Origin of the sequence: Methylobacterium sp. ME121, assembly GCF_000974725.1 — a bacterium.
GTDB lineage: Bacteria > Pseudomonadota > Alphaproteobacteria > Rhizobiales > Beijerinckiaceae > Methylobacterium > Methylobacterium radiotolerans.
Genome location: NZ_BBUX01000009.1, coordinates 14,630 through 31,507, shown reverse-complemented (window position 1 = coordinate 31,507; position 16,878 = coordinate 14,630). Strand labels below are relative to the sequence as shown.

General features: G+C 72.7%; 17 protein-coding genes. 5 read left to right on the top strand and 12 right to left on the bottom strand.

Features of this window, described 5'->3' with window-relative positions:
• Positions 1 to 3: 3 nt before the first annotated feature.
• The 5 genes from denD to ME121_RS08845 all read right to left on the bottom strand — a co-directional run bounded on the left by denD (position 4) and on the right by ME121_RS08845 (position 5,428).
• Positions 4 to 981 carry a D-erythronate dehydrogenase gene (gene denD / locus ME121_RS08865; protein ID WP_059408689.1) on the bottom strand — a complete coding sequence of 326 codons (978 nt, stop codon included), beginning with the start codon at positions 979 to 981 and terminating at the stop codon, positions 4 to 6.
• A 26-nt stretch (positions 982 to 1,007) separates the two neighbouring features.
• Entirely contained in the window at positions 1,008 to 2,282 is a 1,275-nt protein-coding gene (otnK, locus tag ME121_RS08860; protein WP_059408688.1) for a 3-oxo-tetronate kinase, read from the bottom strand.
• The gene (gene otnI / locus ME121_RS08855) at positions 2,279 to 3,061 is read right to left on the bottom strand and encodes a 2-oxo-tetronate isomerase (RefSeq protein WP_059408687.1); all 783 of its coding nucleotides are present in this window, start codon (positions 3,059 to 3,061) and stop codon (positions 2,279 to 2,281) included. Before otnI ends, otnK begins: the two co-directional genes overlap by 4 nt.
• Before the next feature lie 29 nt (positions 3,062 to 3,090).
• A complete protein-coding gene (ltnD, locus tag ME121_RS08850; protein ID WP_059408686.1) occupies positions 3,091 to 3,999 on the bottom strand; it encodes an L-threonate dehydrogenase in 909 nt (302 codons plus the stop codon).
• Positions 4,000 to 4,105: 106 nt separating this feature from the next.
• Positions 4,106 to 5,428, bottom strand: coding sequence for an MFS transporter (locus ME121_RS08845; protein WP_012318134.1), 1,323 nt, complete (start codon positions 5,426 to 5,428; stop codon positions 4,106 to 4,108).
• Between the two features lie 308 nt (positions 5,429 to 5,736).
• Here ME121_RS08845 and ME121_RS08840 point away from each other — a divergent pair, with 308 nt between their 5' ends.
• Together ME121_RS08840 and otnC are read left to right on the top strand one after the other, a co-directional pair.
• The gene (locus tag ME121_RS08840; RefSeq protein WP_059408685.1) at positions 5,737 to 6,744 is read left to right on the top strand and encodes a LacI family DNA-binding transcriptional regulator; all 1,008 of its coding nucleotides are present in this window, start codon (positions 5,737 to 5,739) and stop codon (positions 6,742 to 6,744) included.
• Positions 6,741 to 7,421 (top strand): 3-oxo-tetronate 4-phosphate decarboxylase, encoded by a 681-nt coding sequence (otnC, locus tag ME121_RS08835; RefSeq protein WP_059408684.1) that lies wholly within the window; start codon positions 6,741 to 6,743, stop codon positions 7,419 to 7,421. Before ME121_RS08840 ends, otnC begins: the two co-directional genes overlap by 4 nt.
• Positions 7,422 to 7,500: 79 nt before the next feature.
• On the opposite strand, the gene glyS is transcribed toward otnC, so the two are convergent.
• From glyS to ME121_RS08820, 3 genes are all read right to left on the bottom strand, one after another.
• Entirely contained in the window at positions 7,501 to 9,600 is a 2,100-nt protein-coding gene (glyS, locus tag ME121_RS08830; RefSeq protein WP_059408683.1) for a glycine--tRNA ligase subunit beta, read from the bottom strand.
• A 52-nt stretch (positions 9,601 to 9,652) separates the two neighbouring features.
• On the bottom strand, positions 9,653 to 10,096 hold the full coding sequence (locus ME121_RS08825; protein ID WP_024830717.1) for a hypothetical protein: 444 nt from the start codon (positions 10,094 to 10,096) through the stop codon (positions 9,653 to 9,655).
• Between the two features lie 68 nt (positions 10,097 to 10,164).
• Complete coding sequence (locus tag ME121_RS08820; protein WP_059408682.1) at positions 10,165 to 11,076, bottom strand: glycine--tRNA ligase subunit alpha; 912 nt, start codon at positions 11,074 to 11,076, stop codon at positions 10,165 to 10,167.
• A gap of 199 nt (positions 11,077 to 11,275) precedes the next feature.
• On the opposite strand from ME121_RS08820, the gene ME121_RS08815 reads away from it, so the two are divergent.
• Together ME121_RS08815 and ME121_RS08810 are read left to right on the top strand one after the other, a co-directional pair.
• Positions 11,276 to 11,725 (top strand): GNAT family N-acetyltransferase, encoded by a 450-nt coding sequence (locus ME121_RS08815; RefSeq protein ID WP_012318140.1) that lies wholly within the window; start codon positions 11,276 to 11,278, stop codon positions 11,723 to 11,725.
• A gap of 149 nt (positions 11,726 to 11,874) precedes the next feature.
• Complete coding sequence (locus tag ME121_RS08810) at positions 11,875 to 12,153, top strand: hypothetical protein (RefSeq protein WP_059408681.1); 279 nt, start codon at positions 11,875 to 11,877, stop codon at positions 12,151 to 12,153.
• A gap of 35 nt (positions 12,154 to 12,188) precedes the next feature.
• Here the strand turns inward: ME121_RS08810 and ME121_RS08805 are convergent, their stop codons facing one another.
• The 4 genes from ME121_RS08805 to ME121_RS08790 all read right to left on the bottom strand — a co-directional run bounded on the left by ME121_RS08805 (position 12,189) and on the right by ME121_RS08790 (position 15,839).
• A complete protein-coding gene (locus ME121_RS08805; RefSeq protein WP_059408680.1) occupies positions 12,189 to 13,793 on the bottom strand; it encodes a Na+/H+ antiporter in 1,605 nt (534 codons plus the stop codon).
• 102 nt (positions 13,794 to 13,895) lie between these two features.
• Positions 13,896 to 14,408: an MmcB family DNA repair protein gene (locus tag ME121_RS08800; protein WP_012318143.1), complete on the bottom strand. Its 513-nt coding sequence runs from the start codon at positions 14,406 to 14,408 to the stop codon at positions 13,896 to 13,898.
• 116 nt (positions 14,409 to 14,524) lie between these two features.
• Positions 14,525 to 15,301 carry a cobalamin-binding protein gene (locus ME121_RS08795; protein ID WP_059408679.1) on the bottom strand — a complete coding sequence of 259 codons (777 nt, stop codon included), beginning with the start codon at positions 15,299 to 15,301 and terminating at the stop codon, positions 14,525 to 14,527.
• A gap of 16 nt (positions 15,302 to 15,317) precedes the next feature.
• The gene (locus ME121_RS08790; protein WP_012318145.1) at positions 15,318 to 15,839 is read right to left on the bottom strand and encodes a DedA family protein; all 522 of its coding nucleotides are present in this window, start codon (positions 15,837 to 15,839) and stop codon (positions 15,318 to 15,320) included.
• Between the two features lie 136 nt (positions 15,840 to 15,975).
• On the opposite strand from ME121_RS08790, the gene pdxY reads away from it, so the two are divergent.
• The gene (pdxY, locus tag ME121_RS08785) at positions 15,976 to 16,824 is read left to right on the top strand and encodes a pyridoxal kinase PdxY (protein WP_059408678.1); all 849 of its coding nucleotides are present in this window, start codon (positions 15,976 to 15,978) and stop codon (positions 16,822 to 16,824) included.
• Positions 16,825 to 16,878 lie beyond the last annotated feature (54 nt).

The window sequence follows — 16,878 nt, the reverse complement described above, 5'->3', positions numbered from 1 at the left end:
GCCTCAGCCGCCGTGGAACTCGGCCACGTGCTGGGCCACGATGGCGTCGAAGGACGCGTCCGCCCGGAAGCCCAGGGCCAGGGCGGCCTCCGGCTCGAACGCCTCCGGCCAGGAGCCGACGATCCGCGCGATGGTAGCGTCGGGCGTGCGCCGGATCAGCGCCACGGCCTTGTCGCCCGCCGCGCGGCGCAAGGCCTCGATCTCCTCCGCCACCGTCGCCGAGACGCCCGGCATGGTAAGGCTGATCCGCGGGCCGATCGCCGCGAGGTCGAGCCCGGCGGCGTGGACCAGGAAGCCCACCGCCGCGGCGGGGCTGGCGAACCAGTGCCGGACGGTGTCGGGCACCGGCAGGATCGCCTCCTGGCCGGCCAGCGGCTCGCGGATGATCCCCGAGAAGAAGCCCGAGGCCGCCTTGTTGGGCTTGCCGGGTCGCACGCAGATCGTCGGCAGGCGCAGGCCGATCCCGTCGAGGAAGCCGCGGCGCGCGTAGTCGGCGAGCATGAGCTCGCCCATGGCCTTCTGCACGCCGTACGACGAGGCCGGGCGCAGGATGTGGTCGTCCGGGATGACCTTCGGGAAGGGCGGCCCGAACACCGCGAGGGAGGAGGTGAAGACGAGCTTCGGCCGGTAGCCGTCCGCCGCATTGGCCGCCCGGATCGCGTCGAGGAGCAGGCGGGTGCCGTCGAGGTTGACCCGGTAGCCGAGTTCGAGGTTGGCCTCGGCCTCGCCCGAGACCACGGCGGCGAGGTGGAAGATCACCCCCGGCCGCTCGGCGATGGCGGCCTCGGCGGCGCCCGGCGCAGTGAGGTCGGCGGCCTCGGCCCGCACCGGGCCGGAGAAGCCCTCGGGCGCCGAGGGCGGCACCACGTCGAGGAGCGTGAGGGCGGTGAGCGGCTCACCGCCGACCTGGCCGTCCTTCACCAGGGCGTCCACGAGGCGGCGGCCGATCATGCCGGCGGCGCCGAGAATCAGGGCGTGCATGGAAAACCTCCCGTGGGGTTGTGGCGTCAGGCCATCATGTCGAGGGCGCGGCCGAAGAAGTCGGCGCCGCCGAAATTGCCGGATTTGAGGGCGAGCAGCATCGGCTCGGGCCGGCCCGCCGTGCGCAGCACCGGCACGCCCGCCGCGATCTCCGGCCCGAGCAGGAAGGCGGTCAGCCCCAGCCGGTCGACCACCGCGCCGGAGGTCTCGCCGCCGGCGACCACGAGCCGGCGGACCCCGCGAGCGACTAGGCCCTCGGCGATCGCCGCCAGCGCCGCCTCGATGGCGTGGCCGGCCGCGTCGACTCCGTGGGCGGCCTGGAGCGCGCGGACCGCCTCGGGCGGGGCCGAGGTGGCGATCAGCACCGGGCCGGAGGACAGGCGCTCTTCCGCGAAGGCCAGGGCCTCCGCCACCACGTCGTCGCCCGCGAGCAGCCGCGCCGGGTCGAGGCGCAGCACCGGCATGATCGCCTCCGCGGCGGCGACCTGCTGGAGGGTCGCCTGCGAGCAGCTGCCGGCGAGGCAGGCCGAGGCTCCGCCCACCGGCTCGCCCACGGCCGCGCCGGCGGCGTCCCTGGTGCCGCGCCCGTCGGCCGCGAGCGCCCGCGCGAGGCCGAGACCGAGACCGGAGGCCCCCACCGAGAATTTGCGGTCGAGGATCGCTCGGCCGAGCACTTCGAGGTCGCTGTCGAAGATCGCGTCCGCGATGGCGGCGCCCTTGCCCTCCTGCGCGAGGGCGTCGAGGCGGGCGGCCACGGCCTCCGCGCCCCGGGCGACCGTGGCGGTGTCGATCAGGCCGACCGGACTCCGGCTCTGGCGCCCGAGCACGCGCACGAGGTTGGCGTCGCGCATCGGGTTGAGCGGGTGGTCCTTGAGCGGGCTCTCGTTCAGCGGCACCGAGCCGACGAACAGGTTGCCCTGGTAGACGCTCCGCCCCGTCTCCGGGAAGGCCGGCGTCACGAGCGCCACGGTCTCGCCAGCGTCGGCCCGCAGGGCGTCCATGACCGGGCCGATATTGCCCGCATCGGTCGAATCGAAGGTCGAGCAGACCTTGAACATCACGTGGGCCGCGCCCCGCGCCCGCAGCCAGCGCTCGGCCTCGCGGGAGCGCGCCACGGCCTGATCGGCGGGGATCGAGCGGCTCTTGAGGGCCACCACCACCGTGTCGGCCTCCGGCAGCGCCCGGCCCGCCTCAGGCACGCCGATGGTCTGGATCGTGCGCAGGCCCGCCTTGGTCAACGTGTTGGCGAGGTCCGAGGCGCCCGTGTAGTCGTCGGCGACGCATCCCAGCGCGAGGCTCATCGGGCGCTCTCCTTGTAGGCGGCGAGCCAGCCGAGGCCCGCGACGGTGTCGGCGGCCGGAATGTACTCGCAGCCGACGAAGCCGCGGTAGCCGAGCCGATCCAGCTCGTCGAACAGGAAGAAGTCGGCCATTTCGCCGGTGCCGGGCTCGTGCCGCTCGGGCACGCTCGCGGTCTGGACGTGGCCGATGAGCGGCATCAGGGCGCGCAGCCGCATGGTCACGTCGCCGTGCAGGATCTGGCAGTGGTAGAGGTCGAACTGCAGCTTCAGGTTCGGCAGGGCGAGGTCGCGGATCAGGTCCGCGGCCCGGCCGAAATCGTTGAGGAAGTAGCCCGGCATGTTCCGGCCGTTGATCGGCTCCAGGACGAGGTCGAGGCCGGCCGACGCCAGCCGCTCGGCCGTCCAGGTGACGGCCCGGCGGTAGGACTCGGCGGCCTCGGGATCGTCCCAGGGCGCGAGGCCCGCCATCAGGTGGAGCCGCCCGACGCCGGTCGCCTCGGCGTAGCGGAGCGCCGTCTCGACCCCCGCCTTCAGCTCGTCGAAGCGCTCGGGGAAAGCCGCGATCCCGCGCTCGCCCTTGGCGAAGTTCCCCGGCGGCAGGTTGAACAGGGCCTGGGTCAGGCCGTTGGCCCGGAGCCGCTCACCGATGGCCTCCGGCGGGTGCTCGTAGGGGAACAGGAACTCGACGGCGTCGAACCCGGCGCGGGCCGCGGCCTCGAACCGGTCGAGGAAGGGCACCTCGTTGAACATGAGGCTCAGGTTTGCGGCAAAGCGCGGCATTGTCTTCGAACTCCCTGCGCTCGATCCGGCTACTTCTGACCCGGCAGCTTCGCGCCCGAGACCTGCGCGTAGAGCCGCGCCACCGAGGCGTCGTCGTCCCGGCCCATGCCGGCGCCGGACGCCATCAGGAACATCTGCAGGGCCGCCGCCGCCACCGGGACCGGGTACTTCTCGGCCCGGGCCATGTCCTGCACGATGCCGAGATCCTTGACGAAGATGTCGACCGCGCTCTTCGGGCTGTAGTCGGCGTCGAGGATGTGCGGCACCCGGTTCTCGAACATCCAGGAATTGCCAGCCGACTTGGTGATCACCTCGTAGACGCGCCGGAGGTCGAGCCCCTGCTTGGCCGCGAAGGCCATGGCCTCGGCGGCGGCGGCGATGTGCACGCCCGCGAGCAGCTGGTTGATCATCTTGAAGGCCGCGCCCTGGCCGGCCGCGTCGCCGAGCTCGTAGAGCGTGCCGGCCATGGCATCGAGGGCGGGTCGCGCCTTGGCGAAGGCCGCCGCCGAGCCCGAGGCCAGGAAGGTCAGGCCGCCCTCGGCCGCGCGGGCGGCGCCGCCGCTCATCGGGGCGTCGAGATAGTGGCGGCCGGTGGCCTCCAGCCGCGCCGCCAGCGCCCGGGCGACGGCCGGATCCATGGTGGCGGAGGAGACGAACACCGCGCCCTCCGGCATCGCGGCGGCGGCGCCGTCCTCGCCGAACAGCACCGCCTCGGTCTGGGCCGCGTTGACCACCACGCTCACCACCACGTCGGCGTCGCGCGCCGCCTCGGCGGGGTTCGCGGCGGCGCGCCCGCCGGCGGCCGCGAAGCCCGCCACCGCCTCCGGGTTCACGTCGCAGGCGGCGACCGAGAAGCCCGCGCGCAGGAGCGAGCCGGCCATGCCGGAGCCCATGGAGCCCAGGCCGATCACCGCGGCGCGGTGTGTTGCGTTGGTCATCGGGGCGGCTCCTGCATGAAGGGGAGGGCGCCTCCGCATCACCGCGTGAGGCGCAAGTCCCCTCTCCCGTGCGGGAGAGGGGCGGGTCGTGCCGGGATCCGGCGCGTCAGCGGTTGACCATCCGGGCGGGCGTGACGAACACGCAGACCGAACCGACCACCAGCATGGCGGCCAGCGCGTAGAGGCCGGTGGCGGTGCTGCCGGTGGCGTCGCGCAGCGCGCCGATCACGTAGGGGCTGACGAAGCCCGCGAGGTTCCCCACCGAGTTGATCAGCGCGATGCCGGCCGCCGCGCCGGCGCCGCTGAGGAACGCCGTGGGCAGCGACCAGAACAGGGGCGAGCAGGTCAGCACGCCGGCCGCCGCCACCGACAGCGCCGCGATGGCGAGCGTCGTCGAGCCGGCATTGGCCGAGACCACGAAGGCGACCGCGCCGATCAGCGCCGGGATGATCAGGTGCCAGCGGCGCTCGCGCATCCGGTCGGCGGAGCGGCCGAGCAGGACCATCACGATCGCCGCGCAGACGAAGGGGATCGCGCTGATCAGGCCGATGTTGAAGTTGCCCTGCACGCCCGACGCCTTGACGATCGTCGGCATCCAGAAGGTCAGCCCGTACTGGCCGGTGACGAAGGCGAAGTAGATCAGGCTCATGAACCACACGCGGCCGTTGCGGAACACGGTGGCGATGGAGTGCGGGCTCGACTCCTTGCCCTGGTTGTCGGCCGCGATGTCGCGCTCGAGGAGCTGCTTCTCGGCGTCGGTCAGCCACGTGGCCTCGGCGGGGCGGTTGTCGAGGTAGAAGAACACCGCGAGGCCGATCAGCACCGCCGGGACCGCCTCGATCAGGAACATCCACTGCCAGCCGGACAGGCCGTGGGCGCCGTTGAACGCGTCCATGATCCAGCCGGAGAGCGGGTTGCCGAAGATGCCGGAGATCGGGATCGCGGCCATGAACACCGCGATCACCCGGGCCCGCCGATGGGCCGGGAACCACGAGGTCGTGTAGAGGATGACGCCCGGGTAGAACCCGGCCTCGGCGAGCCCGAGGAGGAAGCGCATCCCGTAGAAGCTCCACTCGGAGTTCACGAACAGGAACGCCCCGGAGATCACCCCCCAGGTGATCATGATCCGGGCGATCCACACCCGGGCGCCGACCCGGTGCAGGATCACGTTCGAGGGCACCTCGAACAGGAAGTAGCCGAGGAAGAAGATGCCGGCGCCGAGGCCGTAGACCGTCTCGGAGAACTTCAGCTCCTGGGACATCTGGAGCTTGGCGAAGCCGACATTCACCCGGTCGAGATACGCCACCACGTAGCAGAGCATCAGGAACGGTACGAGGCGCCAGAACACCTTCGCGTAGGTGCGGTCGGCGAAGGATTTCTGGTCCGCGGCTGCGGAGGCGCCCCCCAGCGGGGCAGCTTGGACCGGCATGGCGTACTCCCTGGTCCGGGCCGCACGGCCGCCGGACATTGGTCTTCACCGCTCGTCGGGCGGCGCTGGGGCGGTGCCATATCGCTTTTTGGCAGCGCTGCCAATCCGGTTGTGCGAGATAATGCAGGCGGCTATGTCAGTTGCGGATCGCCGCGGACGGTCTTCCCATCCCCTGCCTTATCCCGAGGCGCCGCAGCGCGGCGGAGGCCTCCTTCGGGCCCCGCCTCGGGTCGCCTCAGGATGAGGGAAGCAGGCCGGGAGGTTCGACGGGCGTCGTGGAAAAAAAACCGCGCCGGGAGAGCGGGGCCATGGACGACATCCAGCCGCCGGGGCGGCTCGTCACCCTCACCGACGTCGCCCGCGAGGCCGGGGTCGGCGAGAGCACGGTCTCGCGGGTCCTGCGCAACCACGGCTCCTACTCCAAGCGCGCCGGCGAGCGGGTGGCGGAGGCGGTGGCCCGGCTCGGCTACGTGCCGAACCGCCTCGCCGGCAGCCTCGCCGGCCAGGGAGCGAGCGCGCGGCTCGTGGGCGTCGTCATCCCGTCGCTCGCCAACGTGGTCTTCCCCGACCTGCTGCGCGGCCTGACCGCGGCCCTGGATGCCGAGGGCATCCCCTGCGTGATCGGGGTGAGCGACTACGATCCAGACCGGGAGGAGGCGCTCGTGGCCGCGCTCCTGTCCTGGCGGCCGGCGGCGCTGCTGCTCACCGGGCTCGAGCACAATCCCGGGACCGTGACCCTGGCGAAGGCCGGGGGCGTGCGCGTGGTCGAGATGATCGACACGGACGGGGAGGGGATCGACGCGGTGGTCGGCTTCTCCAACCGGGCCGTGGGGGCGGCGAGCGCCCGCCACCTCGTCGCGCGCGGCTACCGGCGGATCGGCTATCTCGGCCACGACCTCGCGGTCGACCTGCGCGCGGGCAAGCGGCTCGCCGGGTTCGAGGCGGCGCTGGGGGAGGCGGGGCTGGCGCTCTGGGGCAGGGAAATCCGGCCGGGGCCGTCCTCGCCGGCCTCGGGCCGAGCCGGCCTGGAGGCGCTGCTGGCGCGCGTGCCCGATCTCGACGCGGTCTACTTCTCCAACGACGACATGGCGCTCGGCGGCTACTTCGGCTGCCTGTCGGCGGGGCTGGCGGTGCCGGGGCGGATCGCGCTGTTCGGCTTCAACGGGCTCGACTTCGCGGCGGCGATGCCCCAGCCCCTGTCGACGGTGCGCACGCCGCGCCTGGAGATCGGTCGGCGGGCCGCCGCCTGCCTGACCGGCGAAGGCCCGAAAACAATCGATCTCGGATTCGAGCTGATCGAGGGAGCGACCGCATGAGCGACGAGAGCCGGCTGCGCGAGGAGATCTGCCGCTACGGCCGCTCGCTGTTCGAGCGCGGGCTGACGCCGGGCTCGTCCGGCAACATCTCGCTGCGCCTGCCCGACGGCGGCTGGCTGGTGACGCCGACCAACGCGTCGCTCGGCTTCCTCGACCCGGCGCGGATCTCGCGGCTCGACGATGCGGGGCGCCTCGTCTCCGGCGACAAGCCCACCAAGGAGATCCCGCTGCACAGCGCGCTCTACGAGAGCCGGAGCGCGGCGAAGGCCATCGTCCACCTGCACTCGACCCACGCGGTGGCGGTGTCGATGCTGCCTGAGATCGACCCGCGGCAGGTGCTGCCGCCGCTGACGCCCTACTACCTGATGCGGACCGGCGGCACGGCGCTCGTGCCGTATTACCGCCCGGGCGACCCGGCCGTGGCGGACGCGATCCGGGGCTTGGCCGGGAAGTACAGCTCGGTGCTGCTCGCCAATCACGGACCGGTGGTGGCGGGCGACAGCCTGGAGGGCGCGGTCTTCGCCACCGAGGAGCTGGAGGAGACCGCCAAGCTCTACCTGCTCCTGCGCAACCTCAACCCGCGTCAGCTGAGCCCCGGGCAGGTGGCCGATCTGGTGAGCCATTTCGGCCTGACCCTGCCCGAGCCGGACGACCATGCCGGGCACGATCACGGGTGAGGAGCCTCAAGGGTCGGTACGAGGCGCAAGTCCCCTCTAGGGGGACTTGCGCCAGATCCTGCGCTCGGTGCGCCGACGCTCACCCCTCGATCTTCGCGAACTCCGCCACTTCCCGCGTCGCGGCGCGCAGCGCGTTGAGCAGAGCCAAGCGGTTCTCGCGGAGCTTCGGGTCGGGCGCGTTGACGGTCACGTCCTGGAAGAACGCGTCCACCGGCGCGCGCAGCGTCGAGAGCGCCTGCATGGCGCCTGAGAAATCCTCGCGGGCGACGGCCGCCGAGGCGGTCTCCCGCGCCTTCGCCAGGGCTTCAGCCAACGCCCGCTCGGCCGGCTCACCCGCGGCGGCGAGGGCGGCGTCGGGCGCGGAATCGTAGGCGCGGCCGTCCTTCTTCTCCTCGATCCGCAGGATGTTGGCCGCGCGCTTGTAGCCCGCGAGCAGGTTCTTCCCGTCCTCGGTGTCGAGGAAGGCGGCGAGCGCCTCGACGCGGCGGACGACCATCAGCAGGTCGTCCTGGCCGGGCAGGGCGAAGACGGCGTCGATCAGGTCGTGGCGGGCGCCCTGGTCGCGGAGATAGACCTTCAGGCGGTCCGCGAAGAAGCCGAGGAGGTCCCGCGCGTCGGCGCCCGCCCGCCCGGCGAGGCCGCGATCCGCCGCGCCGACCTGCTCCAGCAGGGCCAGGCGCAGGCCCCGGTCGAGGATCAGCCGGATCACACCCAGCGCCGCCCGGCGCAGGGCGAACGGGTCCTTGCTGCCGGTGGGCTTCTCGTCGATCGCCCAGAAGCCCGCCAGCGTGTCGAGCTTGTCGGCGAGCGCCACCGCGATGGAGACCGGATCGGTCGGCACCCGGTCGGAGGGGCCGAGCGGCTTGTAGTGCTCCTCGATGGCGGCGCAGACGCTGTCGTGCTCGCCCTGGAGCGCCGCGTATTTCCGGCCCATCAGGCCCTGGAGCTCGGGGAACTCGCCGACCATCTCGGTGACGAGGTCGGCCTTGGCGAGGCGGGCGGCGCGCTCCGCGAGTGCCGGGTCGGCGCCGACCAGCGGCGCGAGGTCCTTCGCCAGGGCGGCGATGCGGGCGATGCGCTCGCCCTGCGTCCCGAGCTTCTCGTGGAAGACGATGGCGTCGAGCTTGGGCAGCCGGTCTTCCAGGCGGGTCGCCTTGTCGGTCTCCCAGAAGAACTTCGCGTCCGAGAGCCGCGCCCGGACCACCCGCTCGTTGCCGGCGGTGATCGCTTGGCCGCCGTCGGTGGCCACGAGGTTCGAGACCAGGATGAAGGCCGGCGCCAGGTCCTCGGAGCCGCCTTTCCGCAGCACGAAGCACTTCTGGTTCGCCCGGATGGTCGCGCGGATCGCCTCGGCGGGGATGTCGAGGAAGGACTCGTCGAACGAGCCCATCAGCACCACCGGCCACTCCACGAGGCCCGACACCTCCTCCAGCAGGCCCTCGTCCTCCACGAGGTCGAGGCCGCGGGCGAAGGCGAGGTCGCGGGCGTCGTGCAGGATCACGTCCTTGCGCCGGTCGGCGTCGAGGATGACCTTCGCGCGCTCCAGCGCCTGAATGTAGTCGTCGAACCGGCGCACCTCGATCGCCTCGGGGGCGAGGAAGCGGTGGCCGTAGGTCACGGTGCCGGCCGCGATCCCGGCGACCGAGACGGGGACCACCTCCGGCGTCTCGGTCTCGGGCCCGAAGGTCGCGACAATCGACTGCAGCGGGCGCACCCAGCGCAGCGAGCCCGGCTCGGCCGAGGCCGCGCCCCAGCGCATGGATTTCGGCCAGGGGAAGCTCTTGACGATCTCGGGCAGGAGCTCGGCCAGGACGTCGAGCGTCTCGCGGCCGGGCCGCTCGATCACCGCGAGGTAGAACTCGCCCTTCTTCGGGTCGGTGACGGTCGTGGCCTGATCGAGGCTCGCGAGCCCCGCGCCCTTCAGGAAGCCCTGGACGGCCGCCTCGGGGGCGCCGACCCGCGGGCCGCGGCGCTCCTCGCGCACGGCCTCGCCCCGGGCGGGCAGGCCGGCGATGTGCAGCGCCAAGCGGCGGGGCGTCGAGAACGCCCGGGCGCCCTCGTACAGGAAGCCGCGCGCCACAAGGGCGTCGGTGACGAGCTTCTTGAGATCCTCCGCCGCGCGCCGCTGCATGCGGGCGGGGATCTCTTCCGAGCGGAGTTCGAGCAGGAGGTCGGGCATGGCGCGGCCATATCGCCGCGCCGCACCCCTGTCGAGGGTCGGCGCGCGGGGCTCAGCGCGACTCGCCCTTGAGGATGGTCGAGAGCTGCCACTTCCGGTCGCCGATCGCGTGGGCGTCCGAGACCCGCCAACCGCCATCCTCGCGCACGAGATCGTACACGATGACGTTGGCGCCGTTGCCGCCCTTGCGCTCGACGGTGACCTTCGCTTGGTCCTTGCCCTCGGTGGCCTCCTTGAAGGTCAGGTTCTTCACCGTGTCGGGCTTCAGGGGCTCGCCGTTCAGGCGGTAGTCGAAATCGAGGTTGCCGGTGGCGCCGTTGGCCTGCTTCGCGTCGGCGTCGAACAAGCCCTGCAGGCGCTTCGAGTACACGGAGGAGTGATTCGGGTGCGGCTCGGCGTAGAGCTTCTTCACCGTGGCCTCGGGACCGGGATCGGCCGCCAGCGCGGGGGCGAGGCCGAATCCCAGGAGGCTGAGGGCGAGGATCGTCTTCTTCATCACGAGGTTCCCGCGTCTGCGGACGCGCCGAGGCGCGCCGGTTGGCGGGGGTTGCAACGCGCGAGGGCTCAAGGGGCTCCGCCGGCCGCCGTCTTCAGCCACGCCGCGCCGCAGGCCTTGGCCAGCTCGCGCACCCGCAGGATGTAGCTTTGGCGCTCGGTCACCGAGATCACGCCGCGCGCGTCGAGCAGGTTGAAGACGTGGCTCGCCTTGATGCACTGGTCGTAGGCCGGCTGCGCCATCCGGTGGCGCTCGCCTTCAGCGGCCGGCGCTCCGGCATCGAGGTAGGACCGGCAGGCGGCCTCCGCGTCGGTGAACTGGCGGAACAGCATCGCCGTGTCGGCCGCCTCGAAGTTGTGGCGGGAATATTCCTGCTCGGCCTGCAGGAACACGTCTCCGTAGGTGATGCGGTCGGCGCCCTCGGCGCCGTTGAAGTCGAGGTCGTAGACGTTCTCGACACCCTGGACGTACATGGCGAGCCGCTCCAGCCCGTAGGTCAGCTCACCCGCCACCGGCGCGCACTCGAAGCCCGCGACCTGCTGGAAATAGGTGAACTGGCTGACCTCCATCCCGTCGCACCAGCACTCCCAGCCGAGGCCCCAGGCGCCCAGCGTCGGGCTCTCCCAGTCGTCCTCGACGAAGCGGATGTCGTGGAGCTGGAGGTCGACGCCGATGGCGGCGAGCGACGCGAGGTAGAGCTCCTGCAGGTTGGGCGGGTTCGGCTTCAGGATCACCTGGAACTGGTAATAGTGCTGGAGCCGGTTCGGGTTCTCGCCGTACCGGCCGTCCTTGGGCCGGCGCGACGGCTGGACGTAGGCCGCCTTCCAGGGCTTCGGGCCGAGCGCCCGCAGGGTCGTGGCCGGGTGGAACGTCCCGGCGCCGACCTCCATGTCGTAGGGCTGGAGGATCACGCAGCCCTGCGCCGCCCAGAATTCCTGAAGCGTCAGGATCAGACCCTGGAAGGATTTTTTCTGGGACATCGGTCTCGGCGGCTCGGGATCGCGCGGCGGCTGGGGCCGCCGGCGGGCCGGTTTAGGTGCGGGCGGCCGGGGGTGCAAGGCGGCGGGCATCGGGCGCGAGGCGACGCCCGGGATCTGCGGCGCCGGCGGCCCGGGTTGCCTGCCCGGCCCGGATGATGGTCCGATCGCCCCGGACCCGCGGAGACAGCCGGAGACAATCATGGACAGCAGCGTCGCGATTCGCCCAATCGGCCCCGGCGACCGGGATGCGTGGCTGCCGCTCTGGCGGGGCTACCAAGCCTTCTACAAGGTCGACTTGTCGGAGGCCGTCACGGACACGACCTGGCAGCGCCTCAACGATCCGGCCGAGCCGGTGGACGGCGCCCTGGCCTGGCGCGGCGCCGAGGCGGTCGGCCTGGTCCACCACATCCGCCACCGCTCGGCCTGGACGATCGGCGACTACTGCTACCTCCAGGACCTGTTCGTGGCGGACGGCACCCGCGGGCTCGGGATCGGCCGCCGGCTGATCGAGCACGTCTACGCGGCCGCGCAGGCCGCCGGCTGCTCCCGCGTCCACTGGCTGACGCACGAGACCAACGCGGACGCGATGCAGCTCTACGACCGGATCGCCGAGAAGTCGGGCTTCGTGCAGTACCGCAGGATCCTCTGAGCGCCGGCGCCCCGCGTGCGCCGGGACACCCAAGCGTGGCGGTTTTTGGGCAATAAACCGGAACCGCCGAGCTGACGGCCAAGTTATCAGCGCAACAGGGGATCTCGGCACCTCAGCGCTGCCGAACACAAGACGTCGGACCACTCGTCATGTACAATGCTCGCACCCGCAACACCTTCGGCCGCAAGAACATCGCCGTCTTCGCCGCGCTCGCCATCTCGTCGCTGGCCGCCACGCCGTTCGTGATGAGCGCCAGCCGCGCGCTCGCCACCTCCGAGGACCAGCCGGTGGCCGCGACCCTGCGGGTCGAGCCGGTGGAGGTCGCCCCCGTGGCGGCCGCTCCGAAGGCCGAGCCGGCCTGCCGGCACAAGGTGCGGGTCGTCTACAGCGGCTACGGCCAGCCGGCGGACGGCTGCGCCGCCCACTGACGGCCCGTCGACGGCCGCGGCCGCGCCGACATCGCCTAGCCGTGGGCCGGCGCGGTCCCGGCGAGACGCTTGAGATGGAGTTCCTCCAGGTCGATCTCCGTCTCCAGCTGCCGCAGCACCGAGCTGTGGATCCGATCCTGCCGGTGCAGGTCGATCAGGGCCGACCGGCCTGAGCGCACGGCGAGCAGCGCGGCGGCGAAGTGCTCGGCCTTCTCGGCCTCCAGCGCCGTCCGCTCGTCGCGGTCCCGCGAGGACGCCCGCACCCGGCGGCGATACTCCTCGACGAGGCGCGGGTGCTGCAGCGCCCCGGTCTCGGGGAACACCAAACCCTCGAGGGCGGCGAGTCCGGCCTCGTTCACGACCACGCGGGCCATGGGCGCGTCGAGATGGCCGTCGGGGAGGTGCGCCGCGGGGTCGAGGCGGAGGCTGCGGATCAGCGGCCCCAGGGTCGTGCCCTGCACCAGCACGGTGAACAGGATCACCGCGAAGGCCGCCACCAGGATCGCGTCGCGGCCGGGAAAGTCCACCGGCAGGGCCAGGGCGGCCGCCAGGGTCACGACCCCGCGCATGCCGGCCCAGCCGACGATCAGCGGCACGGCCGGACTCGGGGAGGGCTCCTGCGCGCGGAACCGCGGCGACAGGAGCCGCCGCAGGTAGACGGCGGGGAAGACCCAGAGCAGGCGGGCGACGACGCAGGTCGCGGTGACCGCGAGGGCCAGCGGCATCTCGGCCGAGAGCGCCCCCAGCTGGCCGCCGGTCCGGGCCAGCACGCCGCGGAGCGCCAGCCCGATCAGCACGAAGACCAGGGCTTCCAGAACGAACACGACGAATTCCCACACCGCCACGGAATGGCGGCGGGCATGCGCGTCGAAGGTCTCGTGCTCCCGGCCGCCCATCATCAGGCCGCAGGCCACCACGGCCAGGACGCCGGAGGCGTGGAGCTCCTCGGCCGCGAGGTAGGCCACGTAGGCGGCGAGAAAGCTCAGCACCGTGATGGCGTTGGCGTCGTGCATCCGCCGCATCACGAGCGTCACCGCCACCCCGCAGGCGATCCCGACCGCGACGCCCGCCACCGCGAGCCACGCGAAGCTGCCGAGTGCCGCGGCGCTGCTGAAGCTGCCGGTCAGGGCCGCCGCCACCGCGAAGCGGTAGAGCACGAGGCCCGAGGCGTCGTTCACGAGGCTCTCGCCTTCCAGGACCGTGATCATCCGGCGGGGCAGGGCGACGCGGGCCAGCACCGCCTTGGCGGCCACCGCGTCCGGCGGCGACACGATGGCGCCGAGGGCGAAGCAGGCGGCCCAGGGCAGGGACGGCACCACCGCGTGGGCGACGAGCCCGACCGCGAGGGTCGTGAACAGGACCGCGCCGAGGGACAGCGACAGGATCGGGCCGAGGCTCGCCCGGAAGTCGCGCCAGACGGTGAAGTAGGCGGATTCGAGCAGGAGCGGCGGCAGGAACAGGACCATGATCAGGTCCGGGTCGAGATCGAAGGCCGGCAGGCCCGGCGCCACCGCCAGCGCCATGCCGCCGACGACGAGGGCGGCGGCCGGCGGGAAGCCCAGGCGCCCGGCCGCCAGCGACAGCAGCAGGGCCGCGCCGAGGAGGCCGAGGATCAGCTCGAACAGGGCGACGGATGTCATCGATCGGTCTCGGCGCCGGAACTCCGGCAAGCGCGGCCGTTCTAGGACGTTTCCGGGTCGGATGAATACCGAGCCGCCCAGGGTCGCGGTGCGGGCCGCGCCCTACAGCGCCCCTTCCCGCACGGCCCCCGGGTCGGCCAGCGCGTGCAGGATGCGCGCGGCGCTGTGGGCGAAGCGCAGCGTCACGGCCTTGCGGCGGGCGCCGCTCAGCGGGTGCTCCGGCGGCTCCCGCAGGATCCCGGCCCCGTAGGCGTCGGCGACGATCAGGCCGCACTCCTCCGGGATCAGCGACTCGGGCACGTCCTCGGGGATGGCGAAGAAGAACCGGTCGCAGAAGTCGCGGTAATCCGGCCATTTACGGTCGGCGCGGAAATCGGCCACGCTCGACTTGATCTCCACGATGGTGAGCTTGCCGGCGCCGCAGAGCGCGATCACGTCGGCGCGGCGGCCGTTGACGAGGGAGAATTCCGGCAGGGTGACGCAGCCCATCTCGGAGAACAGCCGGCGCACGCCGCGCTGGATGCGCAGGGCCGTGGGCGATTGCCGCCGGTCTGGCGGCAGCAGCGCCTCGACGGACGGGGGCGCGGAATCGGGAAGGCCGAGGGTGGCGGACATCGAGCTCGGGGGATGCGTCTGCGGGTGCGTCTGTACCGAATCGGGACATCCTGCCAAGTCGCGCCCGGTCCGTCACCTGCGGCGCGGCATCGCCCCACGGCATCGCCCAGCGGCGCTCACCCGAGGCAAGCCCGGATTGCGTCGAACCCGTCGGTGAGCGCGGCCGGGCCGGGCTGCAGGATCAGCGGCGCCTTGATCTCGTGGATGCGCCCGTCGCGCACCGCCGGGATCGCCGCCCAGCCGGGTCGGGAGCGGATGCGCTCGGCGTTGACCCGCTTGCCGCACCACGAGGCGAGGATCACCTCGGGCGCGGCCGCGATCACCTGCTCGGCGGTGACGATCCGGTCCCTCGCGGCCGGCTGGCGGCTCAGCTCCGGAAAGACGTCCCGGCCGCCCGCGAGGCCGATCAGGTCCGAGACCCAGCCGATGCCGGAGATCATCGGCGCGTCCCACTCCTCGAAGTAGACGCGCGGGGGCGGCCGGTCCCGCACCTCCGCGGCGGCCGCGGCCAGCCGCGCCTCGAGGCCCGCCGCCAGGGTCTCGGCCCGCTCCGGCAGGCCCACGAGGGCGCCGAGCGTCCGCACCATCGCGAGGCAGCCCGCCACGTCGCGCTGGTTGAACAGATGGACCGCCACGCCCGCGCGGGCGAGGTCGGCGACGATGCCGGCCTGGAGGTCCGAGAAGGCCAGGACGAGGTCCGGCGCCAGCGCCAGGATCTTCGGGATGTCCGCGCTGGTGAAGGCGGAGACGCGCGGCTTCTCCCGGCGGACCCGGGGCGGGCGCACCGCGTAGCCCGAGACGCCGACGATCCTGTCCTCCGCGCCCAGGAGGTACAGGGTCTCGACCGTCTCCTCGGTGAGGCAGACGATCCGCTCGGGCGGGAAGCGGCGCATCAGCGGTCGCGCCGGGTCATCGGTCGAGCCACGTCAGCAGCCCGGCCCCGGGGGCCAGCAGCACGAAGGCCCAGACCAGGGCGGAGGCGACGTTGGCCAGCTGGAACGGCAGCCGCGCCAGGCCGAGGATCCCGGCGAAGAGCGGGACCAGGGCGCGGGCCGGCCCGAAGAAGCGTCCCAGAGCCACCGCGGCGATGCCCCAGCGGCCGATGAAGGCCTCGGCCTTGGCCATGAGCTCGGGATAGCGCCGCAGCGGCCACTTGGTCTTCGCCCCCGGCCCGAACCAGCGCCCGGCCTCGTAGGAGATCCAGTCGCCGAGGGCGGCCCCCAGCGCCGCGGCGATCACCACCGGCCAGAACGGGATGTCGGCGCCGCCGACGAGGGCCCCGATGCCGACCAGGATCACGGTCGCCGGGACGAACAGCGACAGGATCGCGATCGATTCGCAGAAGGCGAGGCCGCCGGCGATGAGGGGCGTCCAGGCCTTGTGCGCCTCCACGAAGGCGAGGGTCGAGGTGCGCAGGGCTTCGATGTCCATGGGGCTCCGAACGGGGCTCAGGGGGCAGGGGGAGGGTCGGTCCCATCTGAGGCGCGCGGGGGAGGGCGGCAAGGGACAGGGGTGCGGCCGGCGCGGGAACCGGCTAACCGTAGCGGGACAACGAGCGAGTCCCGCGTTGAACGTCCTGTCGATCCAGTCCCACGTCGCCTACGGCCATGTCGGCAACGCCTCGGCGGTGTTCCCGATGCAGCGGCTCGGGGTCGAGGTCTGGCCGGTCCACACGGTGCAGTTCTCCAACCACACCGGCTACGGCGCGTGGCGCGGCCCCGTCTTCGACGCGGCAATGATCCGCGAGGTGGTGCGCGGCATCGGCGAGCGCGGGGTCCTGGGCGGCTGCGACGCGGTCCTGACGGGCTACATGGGCTCGGCCGAGATCGGCGCCGCGATCCTGGAGGCGGTGGACGCCGTGCGGGCGGCGAACCCTCGGGCGCTCTACTGCTGCGACCCGGTGATCGGCGACGTCGAGGAGGGCGTCTACGTGCGGCCCGGCATCGAGGCGTTCCTGCGCGAGCGCGCGGTCCCGGCCGCCGACATCCTCACCCCCAACCAGTTCGAGCTCGGCCTGCTCACCGGCCTGCCGAGCGGCACCCTGGCGGAGGCCAGCGCCGCGATCGCGGCGCTCCGGGCGCGCGGGCCGCGGGTGGTGCTGGTCACCTCGGCGCTCTGCGCCGACACGCCGGCCGACAGCATCGACCTGCTCGCGGGCGCCGAGGGGCGGGTGTTCCGGGTCCGGACGCCGCGGCTCGCCATCGCGGTCAACGGGGCCGGCGACTGCATCGCGGCGCTGTTCCTGGTGCACTACGCCCGGACCGGCTCGGCCGAGGCGGCGCTCGGCGCGGCGGCGGCCTCGATCTACGGGCTGCTCAAGCGCACCGCCGAGGCGGGGTCGCGGGAGATCCTGACGGTGGCCGCGCAGGAGGAGTACGTGAACCCGAGCGCGCGGTTTCCGGTCGAGGCGGTCTGAGGCGCCCCCGGGCAAACCGCTCCGCTCAAGTCCGCAGAGAGCAGCAAGGATCGA

What these genes read in the sequence shown, in the direction of transcription:
- denD (WP_059408689.1), bottom strand. Translation starts at nt 981, where the DNA reads ATGCACGCCCTGATTCTCGGCGCCGCCGGCATGATCGGCCGCCGCCTC.
- otnK (WP_059408688.1), bottom strand. Translation starts at nt 2,282, where the DNA reads ATGAGCCTCGCGCTGGGATGCGTCGCCGACGACTACACGGGCGCCTCG.
- otnI (WP_059408687.1), bottom strand. Translation starts at nt 3,061, where the DNA reads ATGCCGCGCTTTGCCGCAAACCTGAGCCTCATGTTCAACGAGGTGCCC.
- ltnD (WP_059408686.1), bottom strand. Translation starts at nt 3,999, where the DNA reads ATGACCAACGCAACACACCGCGCCGCGGTGATCGGCCTGGGCTCCATG.
- ME121_RS08845 (WP_012318134.1), bottom strand. Translation starts at nt 5,428, where the DNA reads ATGCCGGTCCAAGCTGCCCCGCTGGGGGGCGCCTCCGCAGCCGCGGAC.
- ME121_RS08840 (WP_059408685.1), top strand. Translation starts at nt 5,737, where the DNA reads ATGGACGACATCCAGCCGCCGGGGCGGCTCGTCACCCTCACCGACGTC.
- otnC (WP_059408684.1), top strand. Translation starts at nt 6,741, where the DNA reads ATGAGCGACGAGAGCCGGCTGCGCGAGGAGATCTGCCGCTACGGCCGC.
- glyS (WP_059408683.1), bottom strand. Translation starts at nt 9,600, where the DNA reads ATGCCCGACCTCCTGCTCGAACTCCGCTCGGAAGAGATCCCCGCCCGC.
- ME121_RS08825 (WP_024830717.1), bottom strand. Translation starts at nt 10,096, where the DNA reads ATGAAGAAGACGATCCTCGCCCTCAGCCTCCTGGGATTCGGCCTCGCC.
- ME121_RS08820 (WP_059408682.1), bottom strand. Translation starts at nt 11,076, where the DNA reads ATGTCCCAGAAAAAATCCTTCCAGGGTCTGATCCTGACGCTTCAGGAA.
- ME121_RS08815 (WP_012318140.1), top strand. Translation starts at nt 11,276, where the DNA reads ATGGACAGCAGCGTCGCGATTCGCCCAATCGGCCCCGGCGACCGGGAT.
- ME121_RS08810 (WP_059408681.1), top strand. Translation starts at nt 11,875, where the DNA reads ATGTACAATGCTCGCACCCGCAACACCTTCGGCCGCAAGAACATCGCC.
- ME121_RS08805 (WP_059408680.1), bottom strand. Translation starts at nt 13,793, where the DNA reads ATGACATCCGTCGCCCTGTTCGAGCTGATCCTCGGCCTCCTCGGCGCG.
- ME121_RS08800 (WP_012318143.1), bottom strand. Translation starts at nt 14,408, where the DNA reads ATGTCCGCCACCCTCGGCCTTCCCGATTCCGCGCCCCCGTCCGTCGAG.
- ME121_RS08795 (WP_059408679.1), bottom strand. Translation starts at nt 15,301, where the DNA reads ATGCGCCGCTTCCCGCCCGAGCGGATCGTCTGCCTCACCGAGGAGACG.
- ME121_RS08790 (WP_012318145.1), bottom strand. Translation starts at nt 15,839, where the DNA reads ATGGACATCGAAGCCCTGCGCACCTCGACCCTCGCCTTCGTGGAGGCG.